This is a genomic window from Microbacterium oxydans (assembly GCF_006540085.1).
Taxonomy (GTDB): domain Bacteria; phylum Actinomycetota; class Actinomycetes; order Actinomycetales; family Microbacteriaceae; genus Microbacterium; species Microbacterium oxydans.
Genome location: NZ_BJOG01000004.1, coordinates 511,777 through 530,861, shown reverse-complemented (window position 1 = coordinate 530,861; position 19,085 = coordinate 511,777). Strand labels below are relative to the sequence as shown.

At 69.5% G+C, this 19,085-nt stretch carries 19 protein-coding genes; all 19 read right to left on the bottom strand.

Translation table 11 applies throughout. The annotated features are described in order from the left end of the window. Nucleotides 1-4: 4 nt before the first annotated feature. The 19 genes from MOX01_RS10530 to pyrR all read right to left on the bottom strand — a co-directional run bounded on the left by MOX01_RS10530 (nucleotide 5) and on the right by pyrR (nucleotide 19,075). A complete protein-coding gene (locus MOX01_RS10530; RefSeq protein WP_058631196.1) occupies nucleotides 5-592 on the bottom strand; it encodes a Trp biosynthesis-associated membrane protein in 588 nt (195 codons plus the stop codon). Next, nucleotides 589-969: a phosphoribosyl-AMP cyclohydrolase gene (gene hisI, locus MOX01_RS10525; RefSeq protein ID WP_046747128.1), complete on the bottom strand. Its 381-nt coding sequence runs from the start codon at nucleotides 967-969 to the stop codon at nucleotides 589-591. The genes MOX01_RS10530 and hisI overlap by 4 nt, the downstream gene beginning before the upstream one ends. Beyond that, complete coding sequence (hisF, locus tag MOX01_RS10520; protein ID WP_058631197.1) at nucleotides 966-1,727, bottom strand: imidazole glycerol phosphate synthase subunit HisF; 762 nt, start codon at nucleotides 1,725-1,727, stop codon at nucleotides 966-968. Before hisF ends, hisI begins: the two co-directional genes overlap by 4 nt. Next, nucleotides 1,727-2,569 (bottom strand): ATP phosphoribosyltransferase, encoded by an 843-nt coding sequence (hisG, locus tag MOX01_RS10515; RefSeq protein ID WP_046747130.1) that lies wholly within the window; start codon nucleotides 2,567-2,569, stop codon nucleotides 1,727-1,729. The genes hisF and hisG overlap by 1 nt, the downstream gene beginning before the upstream one ends. Before the next feature lie 38 nt (nucleotides 2,570-2,607). Continuing rightward, a complete protein-coding gene (locus MOX01_RS10510) occupies nucleotides 2,608-2,871 on the bottom strand; it encodes a phosphoribosyl-ATP diphosphatase (protein WP_045265324.1) in 264 nt (87 codons plus the stop codon). After that, the gene (gene rpe / locus MOX01_RS10505; protein WP_046747131.1) at nucleotides 2,868-3,548 is read right to left on the bottom strand and encodes a ribulose-phosphate 3-epimerase; all 681 of its coding nucleotides are present in this window, start codon (nucleotides 3,546-3,548) and stop codon (nucleotides 2,868-2,870) included. The genes MOX01_RS10510 and rpe overlap by 4 nt, the downstream gene beginning before the upstream one ends. A 4-nt stretch (nucleotides 3,549-3,552) precedes the next feature. Continuing rightward, complete coding sequence (locus MOX01_RS10500) at nucleotides 3,553-5,052, bottom strand: RsmB/NOP family class I SAM-dependent RNA methyltransferase (protein ID WP_230977891.1); 1,500 nt, start codon at nucleotides 5,050-5,052, stop codon at nucleotides 3,553-3,555. Beyond that, entirely contained in the window at nucleotides 5,049-5,969 is a 921-nt protein-coding gene (fmt, locus tag MOX01_RS10495) for a methionyl-tRNA formyltransferase (RefSeq protein WP_058631198.1), read from the bottom strand. The genes MOX01_RS10500 and fmt overlap by 4 nt, the downstream gene beginning before the upstream one ends. An 18-nt stretch (nucleotides 5,970-5,987) precedes the next feature. After that, a complete protein-coding gene (locus tag MOX01_RS10490; RefSeq protein ID WP_141369553.1) occupies nucleotides 5,988-7,946 on the bottom strand; it encodes a primosomal protein N' family DNA-binding protein in 1,959 nt (652 codons plus the stop codon). Nucleotides 7,947-7,962: 16 nt separating this feature from the next. Next, on the bottom strand, nucleotides 7,963-9,156 hold the full coding sequence (metK, locus tag MOX01_RS10485) for a methionine adenosyltransferase (RefSeq protein WP_046747134.1): 1,194 nt from the start codon (nucleotides 9,154-9,156) through the stop codon (nucleotides 7,963-7,965). A gap of 88 nt (nucleotides 9,157-9,244) precedes the next feature. Next, nucleotides 9,245-9,499 (bottom strand): DNA-directed RNA polymerase subunit omega, encoded by a 255-nt coding sequence (gene rpoZ, locus MOX01_RS10480; RefSeq protein ID WP_017204385.1) that lies wholly within the window; start codon nucleotides 9,497-9,499, stop codon nucleotides 9,245-9,247. 65 nt (nucleotides 9,500-9,564) lie between these two features. Further along, the gene (gene gmk / locus MOX01_RS10475; protein ID WP_058631200.1) at nucleotides 9,565-10,476 is read right to left on the bottom strand and encodes a guanylate kinase; all 912 of its coding nucleotides are present in this window, start codon (nucleotides 10,474-10,476) and stop codon (nucleotides 9,565-9,567) included. Continuing rightward, nucleotides 10,469-11,314, bottom strand: coding sequence for an orotidine-5'-phosphate decarboxylase (pyrF, locus tag MOX01_RS10470; RefSeq protein WP_141369551.1), 846 nt, complete (start codon nucleotides 11,312-11,314; stop codon nucleotides 10,469-10,471). Before pyrF ends, gmk begins: the two co-directional genes overlap by 8 nt. Beyond that, a complete protein-coding gene (gene carB, locus MOX01_RS10465) occupies nucleotides 11,311-14,598 on the bottom strand; it encodes a carbamoyl-phosphate synthase large subunit (protein ID WP_141369549.1) in 3,288 nt (1,095 codons plus the stop codon). Before carB ends, pyrF begins: the two co-directional genes overlap by 4 nt. Next, entirely contained in the window at nucleotides 14,598-15,776 is a 1,179-nt protein-coding gene (gene carA / locus MOX01_RS10460; RefSeq protein WP_046747138.1) for a glutamine-hydrolyzing carbamoyl-phosphate synthase small subunit, read from the bottom strand. The genes carB and carA overlap by 1 nt, the downstream gene beginning before the upstream one ends. Then, nucleotides 15,773-16,285 carry a PH-like domain-containing protein gene (locus tag MOX01_RS10455; RefSeq protein ID WP_141369547.1) on the bottom strand — a complete coding sequence of 171 codons (513 nt, stop codon included), beginning with the start codon at nucleotides 16,283-16,285 and terminating at the stop codon, nucleotides 15,773-15,775. The genes carA and MOX01_RS10455 overlap by 4 nt, the downstream gene beginning before the upstream one ends. Continuing rightward, nucleotides 16,282-17,586, bottom strand: coding sequence for a dihydroorotase (locus tag MOX01_RS10450; RefSeq protein WP_058631202.1), 1,305 nt, complete (start codon nucleotides 17,584-17,586; stop codon nucleotides 16,282-16,284). Before MOX01_RS10450 ends, MOX01_RS10455 begins: the two co-directional genes overlap by 4 nt. Continuing rightward, a complete protein-coding gene (locus MOX01_RS10445; RefSeq protein WP_046747141.1) occupies nucleotides 17,583-18,548 on the bottom strand; it encodes an aspartate carbamoyltransferase catalytic subunit in 966 nt (321 codons plus the stop codon). Before MOX01_RS10445 ends, MOX01_RS10450 begins: the two co-directional genes overlap by 4 nt. After that, a complete protein-coding gene (gene pyrR, locus MOX01_RS10440) occupies nucleotides 18,545-19,075 on the bottom strand; it encodes a bifunctional pyr operon transcriptional regulator/uracil phosphoribosyltransferase PyrR (protein ID WP_046747142.1) in 531 nt (176 codons plus the stop codon). The genes MOX01_RS10445 and pyrR overlap by 4 nt, the downstream gene beginning before the upstream one ends. Nucleotides 19,076-19,085: the final 10 nt, after the last annotated feature.

Sequence of the window (19,085 nt, the reverse complement as noted above, 5' to 3'; positions counted from 1 at the left end):
GGGGTCAGCGTGTCGGATCGGTTCCCCGGGATAGCTCGTCCCAGGAATCGACGGCATCGACGGGCCCGTCGTGCGCGACATCGACGCGGTCGGTGCGGTATCGGCGTCCACCGGCCTTCCACCCGCGCCACGTCGTGAGGACCACGACCGAGGCCGCCAGCAGGATCGCCCAGCCCACGAGCGCGATGTACGGCCAGGCCGAAGGCACGATGCTCGCGACCACCTCATGGACCGCCATGCCTCCCGCCAATCCGGTCACCTCGGTCACGGTGGCCCCGACGGCGTCGAAGGGTTCGGAGAGCAGCAGCTGGAGAGTCGACCAACCGAGGAACACGGCTGTCGCCGCCGCGAGCACGCCGAACACGAGGCGCACCGGCTTGCCCGCGATCGACAGCGCGGCGCCGAGAGCGAGCACAGCCAGGCTGAGCGGGGCGAGAAGCACCAGGGCGGACGCCCCGGGGACCAGGATCGCCTCGCCCGCGTCGGCGCGCTCCACGGTCAGCCAGGTCTGAGTCGACGAGATGATGCCGATCGCCCCGGCGAGAAGGAAGCCGGAGACGGACAGCGCGCGACCGCGTTTCGCGAGGCTCATGAGCGATCCGTTCCGGTGACGGCCTCGAGGTCGTTCGTGTCGAAGCAGGTGCGCGTGCCGGTGTGGCAGGCGGGGCCGGTCTGGGCCACGAGGAGCAGGATCGCATCGCCGTCGCAGTCCAGACGCGCCTCGTGCACGACCTGGATGTGTCCGGACGTGTCGCCCTTGCGCCAGTACTCCCGGCGGGACCGGGACCAGTAGGTCGCCCGTCCGGAGGTCAGGGTGCGTCGCAGCGCCTCGGCGTCGACCCAGGCGAGCATCAGCACCTCGCGCGTGTCCCACTGCTGCACGATGACCGGCGCGAGCCCGTCGGCGTTGAAGGCGACCTGCGCGATGCGCTCGTCGACGGATGTCGTCTGTGCTTCCGCGTCGCTCATCGGACGAGAACCCCCTCCGCGCGAAGCGCGTCCTTGACGTCGCCGACCGTGAGCGCGCCGGTGTGGAACACACTGGCCGCGAGCACGGCGTCGGCACCGGCTTTGATGGCGGGCGCGAAGTCCGATGCCTTTCCGGCACCGCCCGATGCGATGACGGGCACGGACGCCGCCTCCCGCATCAGGCGCACGAGCTCCAGGTCGAAGCCGTCTCTGGTGCCGTCCGCATCGATCGAGTTGACGAGAAGCTCGCCCGCTCCGCGCTCCGCCGCCTCCCGCGCCCAGTCGAGGGCGTCGAGAGTGGTCTGCGTGCGGCCGCCGTGCGTGGTGACGACGAAGCCCGAGTGGGTCGTGGGCGCGCGCTTCACGTCGAGCGAGAGCACGAGCACCTGCGCACCGAAGCGGTCGGCGATCTCGCCGATGAGCTCCGGGCGCGCGATGGCCGCCGAGTTCACGCCGACCTTGTCCGCGCCGACCGACAGCAGGCGCGCCACGTCGTCGACGCTGCGCACTCCCCCGCCGACGGTGAGCGGCACGAACACCTGCTCCGCCGTCCGCTGCACGACGTCATACGTCGTGGCGCGGGCGTCGACCGTCGCGGTGACATCGAGGAAGGTGATCTCGTCCGCACCCTGCGCCGCGTAGTGCCTGGCGAGCTCGACGGGGTCGCCCATGTCCCGCAGGTTCTCGAAGTTCACCCCTTTGACGACGCGCCCATCGGCGACGTCGAGACACGGGATGACACGGCTCGCGAGCGTCATCAGAGCCTCGCGTTGTGGATCGCGGTGACGAGGATGGCCCGTGCACCCAGCGCGTAGAGAGCGTCCATCACGGGGTTGACCCGGGAACGAGCCACCATGACGCGCACGGCCACCCACTCGGGGTCACGCAGCGGCGAGACCGTCGGCGACTCCACGCCCCCGGCGATCTTCACGGCGTCATCGAGGAGGGCGACCGGAAGGTCGTAATCGATCATGACGAAGCGTCGAGCGACCATCACACCGCGCAGGCGGCGAAGCAGCGTGTCCGCGCCCTCGGCGTCGACGGGTCCGGCGATGAGCACCGCCTCCGACTCCAGGATGACGGGGCCGAACACCTCGAGCCCGGCCTGACGCAGCGTCGTGCCGGTCTCGACGACATCGGCGACGGCATCGGCGACACCGAGGCGGACCGCGGACTCCACGGCGCCGTCGAGGGGCACCAGGTCGACGGCGATGTCACGCTCGTCGAGGAACGCGTCGACGAGGCCGGGGTACGACGTCGCGATGCGGAGCCCGTCGAGCTCGCTCACATCGGTGTAGCGTCCGGTCGGCGCGGCGAAGCGGAAAGTCGAGCCGGCGAAGCCGAGAGCTTCGATCTCGCGCGCACCGGGCATGCGTGCATCGAGCAGCAGGTCACGACCGGTGATGCCGACGTCGATCGCGCCGGAGCCGACATAGGTGGCGATGTCCTTGGGACGGAGGAAGAAGAACTCGACGTCGTTGTCGGCGTCGATGACGTGCAGGGTTTTGGGGTCTCGACGGCCGGCGTAGCCCGCCTCGGCGAGCATGTCGGCGGCGGTCTCGGAGAGCGAGCCCTTGTTGGGAACAGCGATGCGCAGCATGGATGGCTTTCAGTTCGAGGGGATCGGAACGGAGCGCATCACAGATGTCGATAGACGTCCTGCAGGCTGAGCCCCTTCGCGAGCATCATCACCTGGACGTGGTACAGCAGCTGGGAGATCTCCTCGGCGGCGGCCTCGTCGGACTCGTACTCCGACGCCATCCACACCTCGGCGGCCTCTTCCACGATCTTCTTGCCGATCGTGTGCACGCCGCCGTCGAGCTCGGCGACGGTGCCCGATCCGGCAGGGCGGGTCTCGGCCTTGACGCTGAGCTCGGCGAACAGCTCGTCGAAAGTCTTCACGCTTCCAGGCTAGCGGCTCGGGCGAGGTCTCTCAGCCGGGTGACGGCCGCCTCAATGTCGTCAGCCCCGTAGACGGCCGAGCCCGCGACGAATGTATCGGCGCCCGCGGAGGAGGCGATCTCGATCGTGCGGTCCGAGATGCCGCCGTCGACCTGGAGCCAGACACGGGAGCCGCGCCGACGGGCTTCTTCCGCGAGAGCGCGCAGCTTCGGCATCGTCTCCGGCATGAAGCTCTGCCCGCCGAAGCCGGGCTCCACGGTCATCACGAGGATCTGGTCGAACTCGTCGAGGACCTCGAAGAGCGATTCAACAGGTGTCGCCGGCTTCACCGCGACCCCGGCTCGAGAACCGATATCACGAAGACGACGGGCGAGAGCGACGGGCTCATCGGCGGCCTCGAGGTGGAAAGTCACGCTCGCGGCGCCGATCTCGGCATACTCGGGCGCCCACCGCTCGGGGTCCGTGATCATCAGGTGCACGTCGAGCGGGATCGGGCTGGTGGCCTGGATGCGCTCCACCATCTGCGGCCCGAACGTCAGGTTGGGCACGAAGTGGTTGTCCATCACGTCGACGTGCGCGAAGTCGGCGGTCGCGATCTTGGCGAGATCCGCCTGCATGTTCACGAAGTCGGCGGCGAGGATACTCGGGTTTATGCGCGGGGCGCGAGGGAGTTCCACAGTCCTAGTCTTCCTTCCCGGATGAGGTGTCGTCGATCGATGAGCGCTGCAGGAGCGCGAGGAACATCGCATCCGTCCCGTGACGGTGCGGCCAGAGCTGTGCGCTGCCGGAACCGACCCTGCCGTCCTCCGCGAGATCGATCGGGGCCATGGCGACATCCGCGATGACGGCCCGCGCATCGAGCTCGCGCACATCTGCACGGTCGCGGAGCACCTCCTTCACCACGCCCGTGGTCTCCGCGAGATGAGGAGAGCACGTGACATACGCGACGATCCCGCCAGGGGCGAGGGCATCGAGCGCGGCAGAGAGCAGCTCGACCTGGAGCGGCACGAGCTCGGCGACGTCGGCCGGGGACTTCCGCCACCTCGCTTCAGGGCGCCGCCGCAGCGCCCCCAGACCCGTGCAGGGGGCATCGACGAGGATGCGGTCGAACTCCCCCGGCCGGGATGCGGCCAGAGTCCGCCCGTCCTGCTCGTGCACCTCGATCTCACCGGGGACGGCCCGCAATGCCTTGCGCACCAATCGGGCCCTCACCGGGACGACCTCGTTCGCCTCCAGAGTGACGTCATGCTCACGGGCGACAGCAGCGAGGAGCGCCGTCTTGCCACCTGGCCCCGCGCACAGGTCGAGCCAGCGCTCACCGGCGGTGATGGGCGCGGCGCCGGCCAAGGCCAGTGCCACGAGCTGGGATCCCTCGTCCTGCACGCGCACGGTCCCACCGGACGCCTCGACGGCATGCCGGGGGTCGCCGCCGGCCGAGGCGAAGGCCGTGGGCGCGTACGGCAGACGAGGCTCCCCCGGCTCGGCGAGCCCGGGGAGCGCGACGAGCGTGACATCGGGTGAGGCGTTGTCGGCCTCGAGAAGTGCCTCCAGCTCCTCGCTACGCCCCTCGGCGATCAGAGCACGACGCAGAGCGCGGATCACCCACACCGGGTGCGCGGAACGCAGGGCGAGTCGTTCGTCGTCGGAGCGTGCGCTGCTCTCGATGTGTTCCTGCCACTCGTCGCCTGATTCCCGGGCGATGCGACGGAGCACGGCGTTCGCGAAGCTCGATGCTCCACGCCCTGACTCCGTCGCGACCAGGTTCACCGACTCGTTCACCGCGGCGTGCGAAGCCACCCGCGTCGCCAGCAGCTGATGCACGGCGAGGCGCAGAGCGTCGAGGACGGCGGGATCGATGCTGTCGGGAGAACGATCCGCCGCCGCGGCGATGATCGCGTCGTAGGTGCCGAGCCGGCGCAGCGTGCCGTACGTCAGCTCGGTCGCGAGAGCAGCGTCCTGGGGGCTGAGTTGCGCTTCGGCGATCGCGGAGGGCAGCACGAGGTTCGCATAGGCATCGGTCTCGGAGACCGCACGCAGCACGCCGTACGCGACTCGTCTCGCGGGCTGCACGGTGCGGGCGGGACCGCGCTGCCCCCCGCGATGCGCGTCTCCCGATCGCTGCGCGCCACGCGGACCGGCGTTCTTCGGTGCCGTCCTACGGTTCCGTCGTTCTTCGCTCATGAACCGGCCACCAGTTCGTCGCCTCCACGCAGACCGCGCCACCAGTCGACAGCGTTCATCGCGCCCTTGCCTGCCGGCTGGACCCTGGTCACCGCGAGTGCACCGGTGCCGGTGCCGATGTGGAGAGCCGTCTTGGTGCCGCGGAGCCGCCCCGGCGCGAGGGGCTCGGCATCCGGGGCCGGGGTGGCTTCGAGCACCTTGAGGGGTTGACCTGCGACCGTGGTGTGCGCACCCGGTTCCGGGGTCACACCGCGGAAATGAGCGAACACGGTGTCGAGCGGCCGACTCCAATCGAGCAATCCGTCCGCGAGCGTGAGCTTGGCCGCGAAGGTGGGCTCGCCCTGTTGCGGCATCGACGACGCCGTACCCTCGGCGATCTCGGAGACCACCTCGGCGAGGAGCTGCGCGCCGTCGGCGGCGAGGAGCTCGAGAGCCTCCCCTGCGGTGGCTGCAGCGGGGACATCGACCTCGCGCATGGCGAAGACATCGCCGGCGTCGAGTTCCGCGACCAGCTGGAAGACGCTCGCACCGAGCACCTGATCCCCCGCGATCAGCGCACGCTGGACAGGAGCGGCTCCGCGCCAGGCCGGCAGCAGCGAGAAGTGCAGATTGATCCACCCCGCGCGGGGCGCCGACAGCAGAGGCTCGCGCACGAGCCCGCCGTACGCCACGATCACCCCGAGGTCCGCCTCGAGCGCAGAGATCTCCGCTGTCGCCGCGTCGTCCAGGCGCGCCGTCTTGATCACGGGAAGACCCAGTCCGACAGCCGATTGCGCCACCGGAGACGGGGTCAGGGTGCGACGACGCCCCAGCGGGGCGTCGGGACGTGTGACGACCGCAGCGATGTCGTGGGACTCCGCGAGTCGCTGGAGGCTGGGGACTGCGGCGGCCGGTGTGCCGGCGAAGACGAGGCGCATGAATGTTCTCCGGAAGGGTCAGAGCTCTGGTTCGAGGATATCGAGGCGGACGGAGAGGGTGCTCTTGGTGGCGCGCCCCTTTCGGCGACGACCGCTCACGGCTTCGGCGACGACCGCCGCGCGCAGGGCCGTCGCCACCCGCGCTCCGGCACCGTAGTCGAAGCGCACGAGCGCACGCACCCGTGGGGGCACGTCGTCGGTCTCGACCGGGACGGGCCCGAGCACCGCGTCCGAGGGCAGGGCGAGATCGCTGAGTGCGGCGAGGGCATCGGCGACGGCGGGGACCGATCCCTGCACGAGCGCCACGCGCGTCGTCGGAGGCATGTGCAGAGGTGCTCTGCTCTCCAGCTCCGATCGGGCATGGCCGGCCTGGTTCCAGGTGGCCAGCGCCTTCGCGGCCGCCCCGTTGACGCCCACGAGATGCACGGGCGCGCCGGGAGCCGCCAGCGCGGCCGCGTTCGACCACCACCGCAGACAGGACTCGGCGACCCGCAGGTCGGGGGCCTGGAGCATCCTCGGCCCGTCGAGCAGCACGACGGCACGGTATCCCCCATCGGCGATCGGCTCGGCACCACGGGTCGCGACGACGAGTGCGGGCTTCGCCGGAACCCGCTCCACCGGATGAGCGCCGTCCGCGACGATCACCCGCACACCGGGGAACGCGCGCCCCAGCTCGTCGGCCGTGCGCTCGCTGCCGGACGAAGCCAGGCGAAGCTTCGTCGACGAGCAGGCAGGACACGTCCAGGCACTGGCACCGCGTCCGCACCATCCGCACACCGGCACGGCACCGCGATGCTTCGCACCGAGTGGACCGCCGCAGTGGGCGCACCGGGCGGGCGCTCGACAGTCCGCGCACACCAGTGAGGGAGAGAATCCGGGGCGCGACACCTGCACGAGCACCGGGCCTTCCGCCGCCGCGGTGCGTGCGGCGAGGAACGCGGACGACGGCATCCGCTGAGCCGTCGGCTGCTCCATCTCCTGGGGCGTGCTGAGGACGACTCGCGGCAGCACTCGACGTGCTGCTCTGACGTCCTGCAGCCAGCCGAGGACGACCAGCCGTTCGACATCCGTCGTGCGCGTGTGGCCGGCGAAGAGCAGCGCCGACCCCTCCAGCTCTTGACGCAGCAGTGCCGCGTCCCGTGCATTCACATACGGGGCCAGCGGTTCCCCGAGAAGCGGGTCGCCGTCGTCCCAGATCGCGACCAGGCCTGCGACGACGGGTGAGTACACGGCCGAGCGGTTGCCCACCACGATGCACGGGGCGTCTTCGAGCGTGCGGAGGAAGCCACGATAACGGTCGGGGTTGGTCTGCCGGGAGTCGTGACGGACCACTGCGGCGGCGGGGACGAGCGCCTCCAGAGCCGCGAGGAGTCGATCGAGATCGCGACTGTCCGGGACGACGATGATCGATGATCGCCCCGCGGCGAGCATCCGCGCTGCCGATGCCGCAAGCAGACGGGCCCAGCCCTGCACGCCGTCGACGAGCTGGGGAATCGCCTCGACCGCGGCGCGACCACCGGAGTCGAGAACGGCGCCGAGCCCCTCGTACAGATCGACCGTGCTCTCCGCCACGGCCAGAGCATCGGCGTCGGGGACCTCGGCGGGCGTATCGGCCGTCCACGCCTTCTCGACACGCACCTGACGTTTGGGGATCACCAGGCGCAACACGTCGGAGGCCGAGCCCGCTGCCCGGTCGGCGACGCGACGAGCGAGGGTGTGCAGACGCGTGGGAAGCACGGGCACCGGAGACACGACGCTCTCGACCTCCGAGAGCGCCCGGTCGGCATCGTCCTCCGCGTCGATGTCGACGACGTAGCCGTCGATCACGCGTCCGGCGGTGCGCAGGGGCACGCGAACGCGAACTCCCAGGGGCACATCCCCCAGCTCAGGGGGAAGGGCGTAGTCGAAGAGCCGATCGAGTTGCGGAAGAGGGGAATCGAGGAGCACGCGCGCGATGCGCCGGCTCTCCGCAGGCATCAGGACCGCGGTCCCATCAGAGACCGGCGGCGCGGCGCAGCTCTTCGACGCGGTCGGTGCGCTCCCAGGTGAAGTCCGGGAGCTCACGGCCGAAGTGCCCGTAGGCCGCGGTCTGCGCGTAGATCGGGCGCAGCAGTTCGAGCTGCTCGATGATCGCCTGCGGGCGGAGATCGAACACCTCGTTGATCGCGCGGGTGATGATCTCGTCCGACACCTTGCCCGTGCCGAACGATTCCACGTACAGACCGACCGGGCGTGCGACGCCGATGGCGTAGGCCACCTGCACCTCGAGGCGGTCGGCCAGCCCCGCGGCGACGGCGTTCTTGGCGACCCACCGCGTTGCGTACGCGCCGGACCGGTCGACCTTCGACGGGTCCTTGCCGCTGAAGGCACCTCCCCCGTGACGCGAGGCTCCGCCGTAGGTGTCGATGATGATCTTGCGCCCGGTCAGACCCGCGTCCCCCTTGGGGCCGCCCGTGACGAAGGGCCCGGCGGGGTTGATGTACAGGGTGACGTCGTCGAGGTCGAGGCCTGTGGTCGCGAGCACGGGATCGATCACGTGTTCCCGGACCTGGGCCTTGACGTCATCCTGCGAGATGTCGGGGTGGTGCTGGGTCGAGACGACGACCGCATCGACGGTCTTCGGCGTGAAGCCGTCGTAGCCGAGCGTGACCTGTGTCTTGCCGTCGGGGCGCAGGAACGGCAGCTGGCCGTTGCGACGCACCTCGGTGAGCCGCTCGGCGAGGCGGTGTGCCGTCCAGGCGGCCATCGGCATCAGCTGCGGCGTCTCGTTCGTGGCGAAGCCGAACATGATGCCCTGGTCGCCGGCACCGAGCCCGTCCAGCGGATCGATCGAAGACCCGTCGCGGTGCTCCTGGGCGCTGTCGACGCCGTGGGCGATGTCGGTCGACTGTTCGCCCACCGAGACGCTGACACCGCAGGAGGAGCCGTCGAAGCCGGTGTCGCTGGAGGTGTAGCCGATGCCGTTCACGACCTGGCGGACGATCGTGGGGATGTCGACGTAGGCCTCGGTGCGGATCTCGCCGGCCACGTGGACGAGACCGGTCGTGACCAGCGTCTCGACAGCGACGCGGGAGCCCTTGTCCTTCGCGATGAGCCCGTCGAGGATGCTGTCGGAGATCTGATCGCAGATCTTGTCCGGATGTCCCTCGGTGACGGACTCGGACGTGAACAGACGCAGGGCGCTCATCGATACTCCAGAACGGGACGGACAGAGAGAGGGTGTTGCACCCATTCTGGACCGCGCCTCCGACAGAACGGAGGCGCGGCCTGGAATATCACTCTGCGTGACGAAGGCGGAGCTTGTCCTCGTTGATCTCGTGCAGCGCGATCGTGAGCGGCTTGTCCTCGACGGACGAGTCCACGAGCGGGCCGACGTTGTCGAAGAGGTTTCCCTCGTGCAGGTCGGAGTAGTAGTCGTTGATCTGACGCGCGCGCTTCGCGGCGTAGATGACGAGCTCGTACTTCGAGTCGACGCGGTCGAGCAGGTTGTCGATGGGGGGATCGATGATGCCGTTGTTGTGTCCGGCCATGGTGAGACCTCCTGATCAGGCGACGGGATCGTCGCGAAGACGGTGCGAAAGGCGCGCGAAGACGCTCAGCGCGCAGAGCTTGTAGACAATTCTACGACCTCGCGGGCCGCAGTGGCGACGTCCTCGTTCACGATGAGGTGGTCGAACTCGTTCTGAGCGGCGAGTTCGACCTTCGCGGTACGCAGCCTCCTGGCCCTTTCCTCGGCGTCTTCCGTGCCCCTGCCGACCAGTCGATGCACCAGTTCGTCCCAGCTCGGAGGCAGCAGGAAGATCAGCGTTGCTGCCGGTTCGGCGGCACGCACCTGACGCGCGCCCTGCAGGTCGATCTCGAGCAGTACCGTCTTGCCTTCGGCGAGAGCGGCGTCGATCGGCGCCCGCGGCGTGCCGTACCGCGAGCGGTTGTGCACCACGGCGTACTCGAGCAGCTCCCCGTCGGCGATCAACCGGTCGAACTCGTCGTCGTCCACGAAGTAGTAGTGCACCCCGTCGATCTCGCCGGGACGCGGGGGCCGGGTCGTGGCCGAGACCGAGAGGTGGATCTCCGGGTTGTGCTCGCGGATGTGCGCGGCGACCGTGCCCTTTCCCACGGCGGTGGGACCGGCGAGAACCAAGAGCCGACTGCGTGCGCCGCGGGGAGCCGCGGGCGGGAACCGGGAGTCCAGCCAGGCCTCCAGCACCCGACGCTGCCGAGCACCGAGCCCTCCGAGACGCTTGACCGGCGAGATGTGCAGCTCTTCCAGCACGCGGTCGCGCTTGCCCGCACCGATCGCGGGGAGCGCCAGCAGGAAGTCGGTGATGCGCATCGATCCCTCAACCGAGTCGGCGTCCGCCGTCGCGCGGTGCAGTACCGTCTGCGGCGTCACCACGCGCATCGTGAGGTCGCGTTTCACCGACGCTCTCGCGCGTCGACGCTCCACGGCACGGCGTGCGGCGGCCGCCCTGTCGACCTCGGGAACCGTACGCTGCGCGTCAGGCACGCGCCACCTCCAAGTACTCGGCCGCGCGAGCGGTGATCGTGGCAACCAGATGATCGGGTCCGGCGCCGAGGATGCTGCGGCTCTCGCTCGCGATCACCGCATCCGACATGGGCCCGAAGCGCACCCGGAGGTCGGCAGGCGTTGCGCCCTGCGCGCCGAAGCCGGGAGCGAGGATGGGAGCCACGGGTCCGAACGGGTGGATTCCCGCGAGGTCCCAATCCACGGTCGCGCCGATCACGAAGCCGAAGCTGCCCCACTCCCCCGCGTCTGCCAGCGCGGCGTTGCGGGCGGAGACCTCGCCGATCACCGATCCGGAGACGGTCTCACCTGTCGAGGTGACTGCGCGCTGCAGCCCCTCGGCCTCGGGGTTGCTGGTCGCGGCGAGGACGAACACTCCCTTGCCGTGCTCCTCGGCGAGGGCGAACGCCCCGTCGAGGGCGCCCACGCCGAGGAAGGGGCTGACGGTGAGCGCGTCGGCTTCCAAGGGCGAGCCGGGTGTGAGCCATGCGCGCGCGTAGTCGCCCATGGTCGATCCGATGTCCCCGCGCTTGGCATCGGCGATCACGAGCAGATCGGCCGCCCGTGCGGCCGCGAGCACGTCTTCCATCGCGGCGACGCCCCGCGAGCCGAAGCGCTCGAAGAACGACACCTGGGGCTTCACGAGAGCCACTCGCCCCGCGGCCGCCTCGACCGTGCGCAGACCGAAGTCCCGCACACCGCGCGCGTCGTCGGGGAGCCCCCACGCGGCGAGCAGGGCCGCGTGGGGGTCGATTCCGACGCAGAGAGGGCCGTGCGCGCGCAGCGCTGCCCGTACGCGTTCGCCGAAGCGTCGGCTCACAGTGCCGCCTTCCGGTCCAGCGCGTACTCCTGGAGGCTCTTCACCTGGAAGCCCTCATGGGCGGCGTCCATTCCGCTCACCGCTGCGCCGAGCACGGCGATCGTGGTGAACAGCGCCTTGTCGGCGGCGACGGCCGCAGCGCGGATCTCGTAGCCGTCGGCGCGAGCGGCGCCACCCGACGGAGTGTTCACGACGATGTCGATCTCCCCGTCGTTGATGAGGTCGACGATGTTCCGGGCGCCCGACTCCTGCGTCTCGCTGTACTTCTCGACGACCGTCACGGCGATGCCGTTGCGCGAGAGGATCTCCGCGGTGCCCTCGGTCGCGACGATCGTGAAGCCGAGCTGCTGCAGGCGGTGCGCGGGAAGGATGACCGCACGCTTGTCCGAGTCGGCCACCGAGATGAACACGGTGCCGGACGTCGGCATGCCCCCGTAGGCGGCAGCCTGGCTCTTGGCGAACGCCGTCGGGAAGTCACGGTCGATGCCCATGACCTCGCCGGTGGAGCGCATCTCCGGTCCGAGCACGGAATCGACCGTCTTGCCGTCGGCGGTGCGGAACCGCTTGAAGGGCAGCACAGCCTCCTTGACCGAGACCGGAGCGTCCAGCGGGACACGCGAGCCGTCCTGCTCCGGCAGCATGCCCTCGGCGCGCAGCTCAGCGACGGTGGAACCGGTCATGATGCGGCTCGCGGCCTTCGCCATCGGGATGCCCAGCGCCTTGGAGACGAACGGCACCGTGCGGCTGGCGCGCGGGTTCGCCTCGATCACGTAGAGCACGCCGGCGCTGATGGCGAACTGCACGTTGAGCAGTCCGCGCACGCCCACGCCCTTCGCGATGGCGAGGGTGGCGTCGCGCACGCGGTCGACGTCCGTGCGCCCCAGCGAGACGGGAGGCAGCGTGCAGCTGGAGTCGCCGGAGTGGATACCGGCCTCCTCCAGGTGCTCCATGACGCCGCCGATGTACAGCTCGGTGCCGTCGTAGAGGGCGTCCACGTCCAGCTCGATCGCATCGTCGAGGAATCGGTCCACCAGCAGCGGCTTGCCCTCCTCGATGACGACCTCGCCTGCGGTGCGCACGAAGTAGTCGCGCAGCGACGCCGTGTCGTAGACGATCTCCATGCCGCGCCCGCCGAGCACGAAGCTCGGACGCACGAGCACCGGGTAACCGATCTCCTCGGCGATGCTCACCGCTCCGTCGACGTCGATCGCCGTGCCGTTGCGCGGTGCGACGAGACCCGCCTCGTCGAGCAGACGGGAGAACAGCTCGCGCTCCTCGGCGAGGTCGATCGCCTCCGGACTCGTGCCGAGGACCGTGTAGCCGGCCGCTTCGATGCCCTTCGCGAGTCCCAGCGGCGTCTGGCCGCCCAGCTGGCACACGACGCCGAGGATGGTGCCGCTCGCCGCCTCCGCGTCGAGCACCTCGAGCACGTCCTCGAGCGTCAGCGGCTCGAAGTACAGGCGGTCGGAGGTGTCGTAGTCGGTCGAGACCGTCTCCGGGTTGCAGTTGACCATGATGGTCTCGAACCCGGCATCGGAGAGCGCGAACGACGCGTGCACGCACGAGTAGTCGAACTCGACGCCCTGACCGATGCGGTTCGGCCCAGAGCCGATGATGACCACCTTGGTGCGCTCGGACGGAGCGACCTCGGTCTCGAAGTCGTAGCTCGAGTAGTGGTAGGGCGTGAGAGCGGGGAACTCGCCGGCGCACGTGTCGACGGTCTTGTACACCGGACGGATGCCGAGGCCATGGCGGACACCGCGGACCTCGGTCTCGGACGTGCCGCGGAGCTCGGCGAGCTGCGCGTCGGAGAAACCGTGCTCCTTGGCGTAACGGAGAGTCGCGGCGTCCAGCTCGGGAGCCGTCCGCACGATCTCCGCGACCTCGTTGATCAGCACGATCTGGTCGAGGAACCACGGGTCCATGGCCGTCGACTCGAAGGCCTGCTCGACCGTCGCGCCCTTGCGCAGCGCCTGCTGCAGCGTGACGATCCGGCCGTCGGTCGGCGTCTTGGCGACCTCCAGGAGCTCTTCCACCGAACGGGTCTCCTCGCCCCAGTGGAAGCTGGAGCCGCGCTTCTCGAGCGAGCGCAGCGCCTTCTGCAGCGCGGTGGCGTAGTTGCGGCCGATGGCCATGGCCTCGCCGACCGACTTCATGGTCGTGGTGAGCGTGGCGTCCGCCGCAGGGAACTTCTCGAACGCGAAGCGAGGCACCTTGACGACGACGTAGTCGAGCGTCGGCTCGAAGCTCGCCGGCGTGACCCCGGTGATGTCGTTCGGGATCTCGTCGAGGCGGTAGCCGAGGGCGAGCTTCGCGGCGAGCTTCGCGATCGGGAAGCCGGTGGCCTTCGAGGCGAGGGCGCTCGAGCGCGAGACGCGCGGGTTCATCTCGATCACGATGATGCGCCCGTTCGCCGGGTCGACCGCGAACTGGATGTTGCAACCGCCGGTGTCGACGCCGACGGCGCGGATGATGTCGATGCCGATGTCGCGCATCTTCTGGTACTCGCGGTCGGTGAGGGTCAGCGCCGGGGCCACCGTGATCGAGTCACCCGTGTGCACGCCGACCGGGTCGACGTTCTCGATCGAGCAGACGACGACCGTGTTGTCGGCCGTGTCGCGCATGAGCTCGAGCTCGTACTCCTTCCAGCCGAGGATCGACTCCTCCAGGAGCACCTCGGTCGTCGGGGAGTCACGCAGACCGGCGCCTCCGATACGACGCAGGTCCTCCTCGTCGTAGGCGAAGCCGGAACCGAGGCCGCCCATCGTGAAGGACGGGCGCACCACGAGCGGGTAGCCGAGCTTCTCGGCACCGGCGAGGAGGTCGTCCATGGTGTGGGCGATGACGCTCTTCGCGACGTCGGCGCCCGCTTCGAGCACGAGCTCCTTGAAGACCTGGCGGTCCTCGCCCTTCTTGATCGCATCGACCTTGGCGCCGATGAGCTCGACGCCGTACTTCGCGAGGATGCCGCGCTCGTCGAGCGCCATGGCCGCGTTCAGAGCGGTCTGCCCACCGAGTGTCGGGAGGATGGCATCCGGCTTCTCCTTGGCGATGATCGTCTCGATGACCTCAGGGGTGATCGGTTCGATGTACGTCGCATCGGCGAAGTCGGGATCGGTCATGATCGTGGCCGGGTTGGAGTTGACCAGGATGACCCTGACACCCTCCTCGCGCAGCACGCGGCACGCCTGGGTGCCGGAGTAGTCGAACTCGCAGGCCTGACCGATGACGATCGGGCCGGAGCCGATGACGAGGACGGAGTTGATGTCGTCGCGCTTGGGCATTACTTGGAGTCCTTCTGGCTGGCGATGACCAGGTCGCGGAACCTGTCGAAGAGGTAGTTGGCATCGTGGGGGCCCGCAGCCGCCTCGGGGTGGTATTGCACCGAGAAGGCCGGGATGTCGAGGGCGCGGAGTCCCTCCACGACGTTGTCGTTGAGGCCGACATGGCTGACCTCCACCTTGCCGTAGCCGTGGGGGCTGTCGAACGTGCCCTCGATCGGCGCCTCGACGGCGAAGCCGTGGTTGTGAGCGGTGATCTCGACCTTGCCCGTCTGCTTGTCGAGCACCGGCTGGTTGATGCCACGGTGTCCGAACGGCAGCTTGTAGGTGCCGAGGCCGAGAGCCCGACCGAGCAGCTGGTTGCCGAAGCAGATGCCGAAGAACGGGAGTCCTTCGTCGAGCACCGAGCGCAGCAGCTCGACGTGGTCACCCGATGCCGCGGGGTCGCCGGGCCCGTTCGAGTAGAAGACGGCGACGGGATCGACGGCGCGGATCTCGTCGATCGTCACGTTCTGCGGAAGCACGTGCACCTCGAACCCGCGAGCGGCCAGGTTGTCGATCGTCGCCTGCTTGACGCCGAGGTCGAGCACGGCGAGGTTGCCGATCCGCTCCCCCAGTGCCGTGGTCACGGTGGCGACGTCGACCGAGACCTCCGCCGACAGGTTGCGGCCGGCCATCTCGGGAGCCTCGCGGACGATGCGCACCTGCTCCTCCGGGTCGAGCGCGGCATCCGGACCGGAGAAGATGCCACCGCGCATGGAACCCGCCGAGCGGATGTGTCGGGTGACCGATCGGGTGTCGATACCGCTGATGCCCACGATGCCGTCCTCCACGAGAACGTCATCGAGCGAGGCGTTCGCACGCCAGTTCGACACCACCCTCGAGGGGTCGCGGACGATGTAGCCGGCGACCCAGATGCGACGCGATTCCGCGTCTTCGTCGTTCATGCCGGTGTTGCCGATGTGCGGTGCCGTCTGCAGCACGATCTGCCCCGCGTAGGACGGGTCGGTGATCGTCTCCTGGTAACCGGACATGCCGGTCGAGAAGACCACCTCGCCCAGAGTGCGCCCACGGGCGCCGTAGGCGCGGCCGATGTGGCGGGTGCCGTCTTCCAGGACGAGGACGGCAGGGTCGGGGAGCCGGGCCGCTGAGGCCTGCTCGGGGGTGGTGGAGAGTGTCATGACGTTGCTCCTGTGTCGGGGGCGGCGGGGACGAGCCGCTGCAGGTCGGAGATGAGGTTCTGAGGTTCGCCGGTGGCGACGCGCAGGTAGCTGTCGACGACAGTGTCGTCGTCGATGTTCCATGCGATGCGCACGAGGCCACCCGGCTCGACGACACGGTCGATCGTGACCGTGGCGCGGTCGACGGCGACGAGACGGTCTTTCGCCAGGAAGACCGTCGGCGTGCCGTCGAGGCAGAGGGCGATGCCGCGATCCGTGACGGCTACCTCACCGCGGGCCCGGTATGCGAGAGGCGACACCGCGAGACGCTCGAGCGGCTGTCCGTGCCGTGTCGTCGACACGTACAGCACCTCGTCACGGCGGGCGACCTCCGCATGCTCGGGCACACCCAGCGGGGCCGAGAACACGGAATCGCGGCGGATTCGTCGTCGCCAGGCGCGCAGCATCACCAGCAGCACCAGGAGGGCGCCCGCGATGGTGATCGCGACGGCGAGATCCCGAGCGCTCATGCGCCGAGCTCCTCGACGACGCTGCCCCCGTCGACCGTGAGGACGCCGCCGTGCACCGTGTACTCCACCCGCCCGGGAAGAGCACGGCCGAGATAGGGCGAGTTCACGCTGCGACCGTGCAGGTCTGCTTCGGTGAAGACGCCGTCCACCGACGCGTCGTAGAGGGTGAGCTGCGCCGGCTGCCCGACCTCGAGCGGTGTGCCGTGGCCGGAGAGGCGTCCGATCCGCGCCGGTGCCGCACTCATCACGCGCGCGATGTCCGCCCACTCGAGCAGCCCGGTCTGCACCATCGACTGGTGCACGACGCGCAGCGCGCTCTCGAGACCCACCATTCCGTTCGCCGCAGCCTGCCACTCGCACGCCTTGTGCTCGCTGGGGTGCGGCGCGTGGTCGGTCGCGACGATGTCGATCGTGCCGTCGGCGAGGCCCTCGCGCACGGCGAGGACATCTTCTTCCCGGCGCAGGGGCGGGTTGACCTTGTAGCGCGCGTCGTATCCCCGCACGAGCTCGTCCGTCAGCAGCAGGTGATGCGGCGTCACCTCAGCGGTGACGCTGATGCCGCGCTTCTTGGCCCACCGGATGATGTCGACGGAGCCCGCCGTCGACAGGTGGCAGACGTGCAGCCGCGAGCCGACGTGCTCTGCCAGCAGCACGTCGCGCGCGATGATCGACTCCTCCGCGACCGCGGGCCAGCCGGCGAGGCCCAGCTCGGCGGACACCGTTCCCTCGTTCATCTGCGCCCCCTCAGTGAGGCGGGGATCCTGGGCGTGCTGCGCGATGACGCCGTCGAAGGACTTCACATACTCCAGAGCCCGACGCATGATGAGCGGGTCGAATACGCAGAAGCCGTCGTCGCTGAAGACGCGCACCTGGGCGCGCGAGGTGGCCATGGCGCCGAGCTCGGCGAGACGCTCGCCCTTCTGTCCCACGGTGACGGCCCCGATGGGCTGCACCGTCGCGTAGCCGGCAGCCTCGCCGAGGGCGAGCTCCTGCTCGACCACCCCCGCCGTGTCGGCGACGGGCGAGGTGTTCGGCATCGCGAACACCGCGGTGAACCCGCCGGCGGCGGCCGCCCTGGTACCGGTGAGAATCGTCTCCGACGCCTCGTAGCCGGGTTCGCGCAGGTGGGTGTGCAGGTCGACGAGCCCCGGCAGCGCGACCAGGCCCGCAGCGTCGATCACGCGCGCACCGGTGCGGGTGAGACCCGTCCCGATCTCGGCGATCCGCCCGCCCTCGATGATGATGTCGGCGCTCTCGGCACCGAGCAGCTGCGCACCGGTGATGACGAGGGTCTCGTTCACAGGTCTCCCCCTCGTTCGTCGTCTCGTTCTCCTGCGAGCAGCAGGTACAGCACCGCCATGCGGACGGATACTCCGTTGGTGACCTGTTCCAGCACCGTCGAACGGGCGGAATCAGCAGCTTCGGAGGAGATCTCCAGTCCCCGGTTCATGGGTCCGGGGTGCATCACAATGCTACCGCCCGGAAGCGCGGCCACACGCCGTGCGTCAAGACCCCAGCGGCGGGAATACTCCCGCTCAGTCGGGAAATACGCGGCATTCATGCGTTCCAGCTGAATGCGGAGCATCATGACGGCATCCGGCTCGTCCGCCAGCGCCTCGTCGAGGTCGTAGACGACCCGGACCGGCCAGAGCGACACGTTCTGCGGAACCAGCGTCGGCGGCGCGACCAGGGTGACGTCCGCGCCGAGCGTAGTGAGCAGCCAGACGTTGGACCGTGCGACCCGCGAGTGCAGGACATCGCCGACGATCACCACCCGCAGTCCGCTGAGATCCCGTCCGCGGCTTTCGGCACCGAAACGGCGCTTGCGGATCGTGAAGGCGTCGAGCAGCGCCTGCGTGGGGTGCTCGTGGGTGCCGTCTCCGGCGTTCACCACACCGGCCGATATCCAGCCGCTGGTGGCGAGGGTCTGCGGGGCGCCGGAACCCGGGTGCCGGACCACGACCGCATCGGCGCCGATGGCCTCGAGCGTCTGGGCGGTGTCCTTGAGGCTCTCGCCCTTGGAGACGCTGGAGCCCTTGGCGGCGAAGTTGATCACGTCGGCGGAAAGGCGCTTGGCAGCGGCCTCGAACGAGATGCGCGTACGGGTGGAGTCCTCGAAGAAGAGGTTCACCACGGTCTTGCCCCGTAGCGTCGGGAGTTTCTTGACCTCGCGCGACTGCGTGTCGGACATGTCCTCGGCGACGTCGAGGATGCGAAGCGCGGTGGTCCTGTCGAGGGTGCGGGTGTCGAGGAGGTGTCTCATTCGCCGATCGTCACCTCCTCCGCCCCGTCGTTCTCGAAGAGGCGCACGTTGACCCGCTCCGTGCGGGCCGAGGGGATGTTCTTGCCGACGAAGTCGGGGCGGATCGGGAGCTCCCGGTGCCCGCGGTCGACGAGGATCGCCAGGCGCACGACCGAGGGGCGTCCGATCGACTGGATCGCGTCCAGCGCGGCGCGGATGCTGCGGCCCGAGAACAGCACGTCGTCCACGAGCACCACGGTCTTACCGTCGATACCCCCGACGGGGATCTCCGTCGGCTGCGGCGAGCGGGTCGGGTGCTTCGCGAGGTCGTCGCGGAACAGCGTCACATCGAGGGAGCCGACCGGGACGGACTGCTGCGCGATCTCGCTGATCAGCAGGCCGAGGCGATGGGCGAGAGTGACGCCGCGGGTAGGTATCCCCAGCAGGACGAGGTTCTCGGCGCCTCGATTGGATTCGAGGATCTCGTGCGCGATCCGGGTCAGCGCTCGTGAGATGTCGGCTTCGTGCAGCACAGTGCGCATGCTCATCGGCCGCTCC

Bases quoted from the DNA above. Each gene is read 5' to 3' on its own strand.
- MOX01_RS10530 (WP_058631196.1), bottom strand. From the start codon at position 592: ATGAGCCTCGCGAAACGCGGTCGCGCGCTGTCCGTCTCCGGCTTCCTT.
- hisI (WP_046747128.1), bottom strand. From the start codon at position 969: ATGAGCGACGCGGAAGCACAGACGACATCCGTCGACGAGCGCATCGCG.
- hisF (WP_058631197.1), bottom strand. From the start codon at position 1,727: ATGACGCTCGCGAGCCGTGTCATCCCGTGTCTCGACGTCGCCGATGGG.
- hisG (WP_046747130.1), bottom strand. From the start codon at position 2,569: ATGCTGCGCATCGCTGTTCCCAACAAGGGCTCGCTCTCCGAGACCGCC.
- MOX01_RS10500 (WP_230977891.1), bottom strand. From the start codon at position 5,052: ATGAGCGAAGAACGACGGAACCGTAGGACGGCACCGAAGAACGCCGGT.
- fmt (WP_058631198.1), bottom strand. From the start codon at position 5,969: ATGCGCCTCGTCTTCGCCGGCACACCGGCCGCCGCAGTCCCCAGCCTC.
- MOX01_RS10490 (WP_141369553.1), bottom strand. From the start codon at position 7,946: ATGCCTGCGGAGAGCCGGCGCATCGCGCGCGTGCTCCTCGATTCCCCT.
- metK (WP_046747134.1), bottom strand. From the start codon at position 9,156: ATGAGCGCCCTGCGTCTGTTCACGTCCGAGTCCGTCACCGAGGGACAT.
- rpoZ (WP_017204385.1), bottom strand. From the start codon at position 9,499: ATGGCCGGACACAACAACGGCATCATCGATCCCCCCATCGACAACCTG.
- carB (WP_141369549.1), bottom strand. From the start codon at position 14,598: ATGCCCAAGCGCGACGACATCAACTCCGTCCTCGTCATCGGCTCCGGC.
- carA (WP_046747138.1), bottom strand. From the start codon at position 15,776: ATGACACTCTCCACCACCCCCGAGCAGGCCTCAGCGGCCCGGCTCCCC.
- MOX01_RS10455 (WP_141369547.1), bottom strand. From the start codon at position 16,285: ATGAGCGCTCGGGATCTCGCCGTCGCGATCACCATCGCGGGCGCCCTC.
- MOX01_RS10445 (WP_046747141.1), bottom strand. From the start codon at position 18,548: ATGAGACACCTCCTCGACACCCGCACCCTCGACAGGACCACCGCGCTT.
- pyrR (WP_046747142.1), bottom strand. From the start codon at position 19,075: ATGAGCATGCGCACTGTGCTGCACGAAGCCGACATCTCACGAGCGCTG.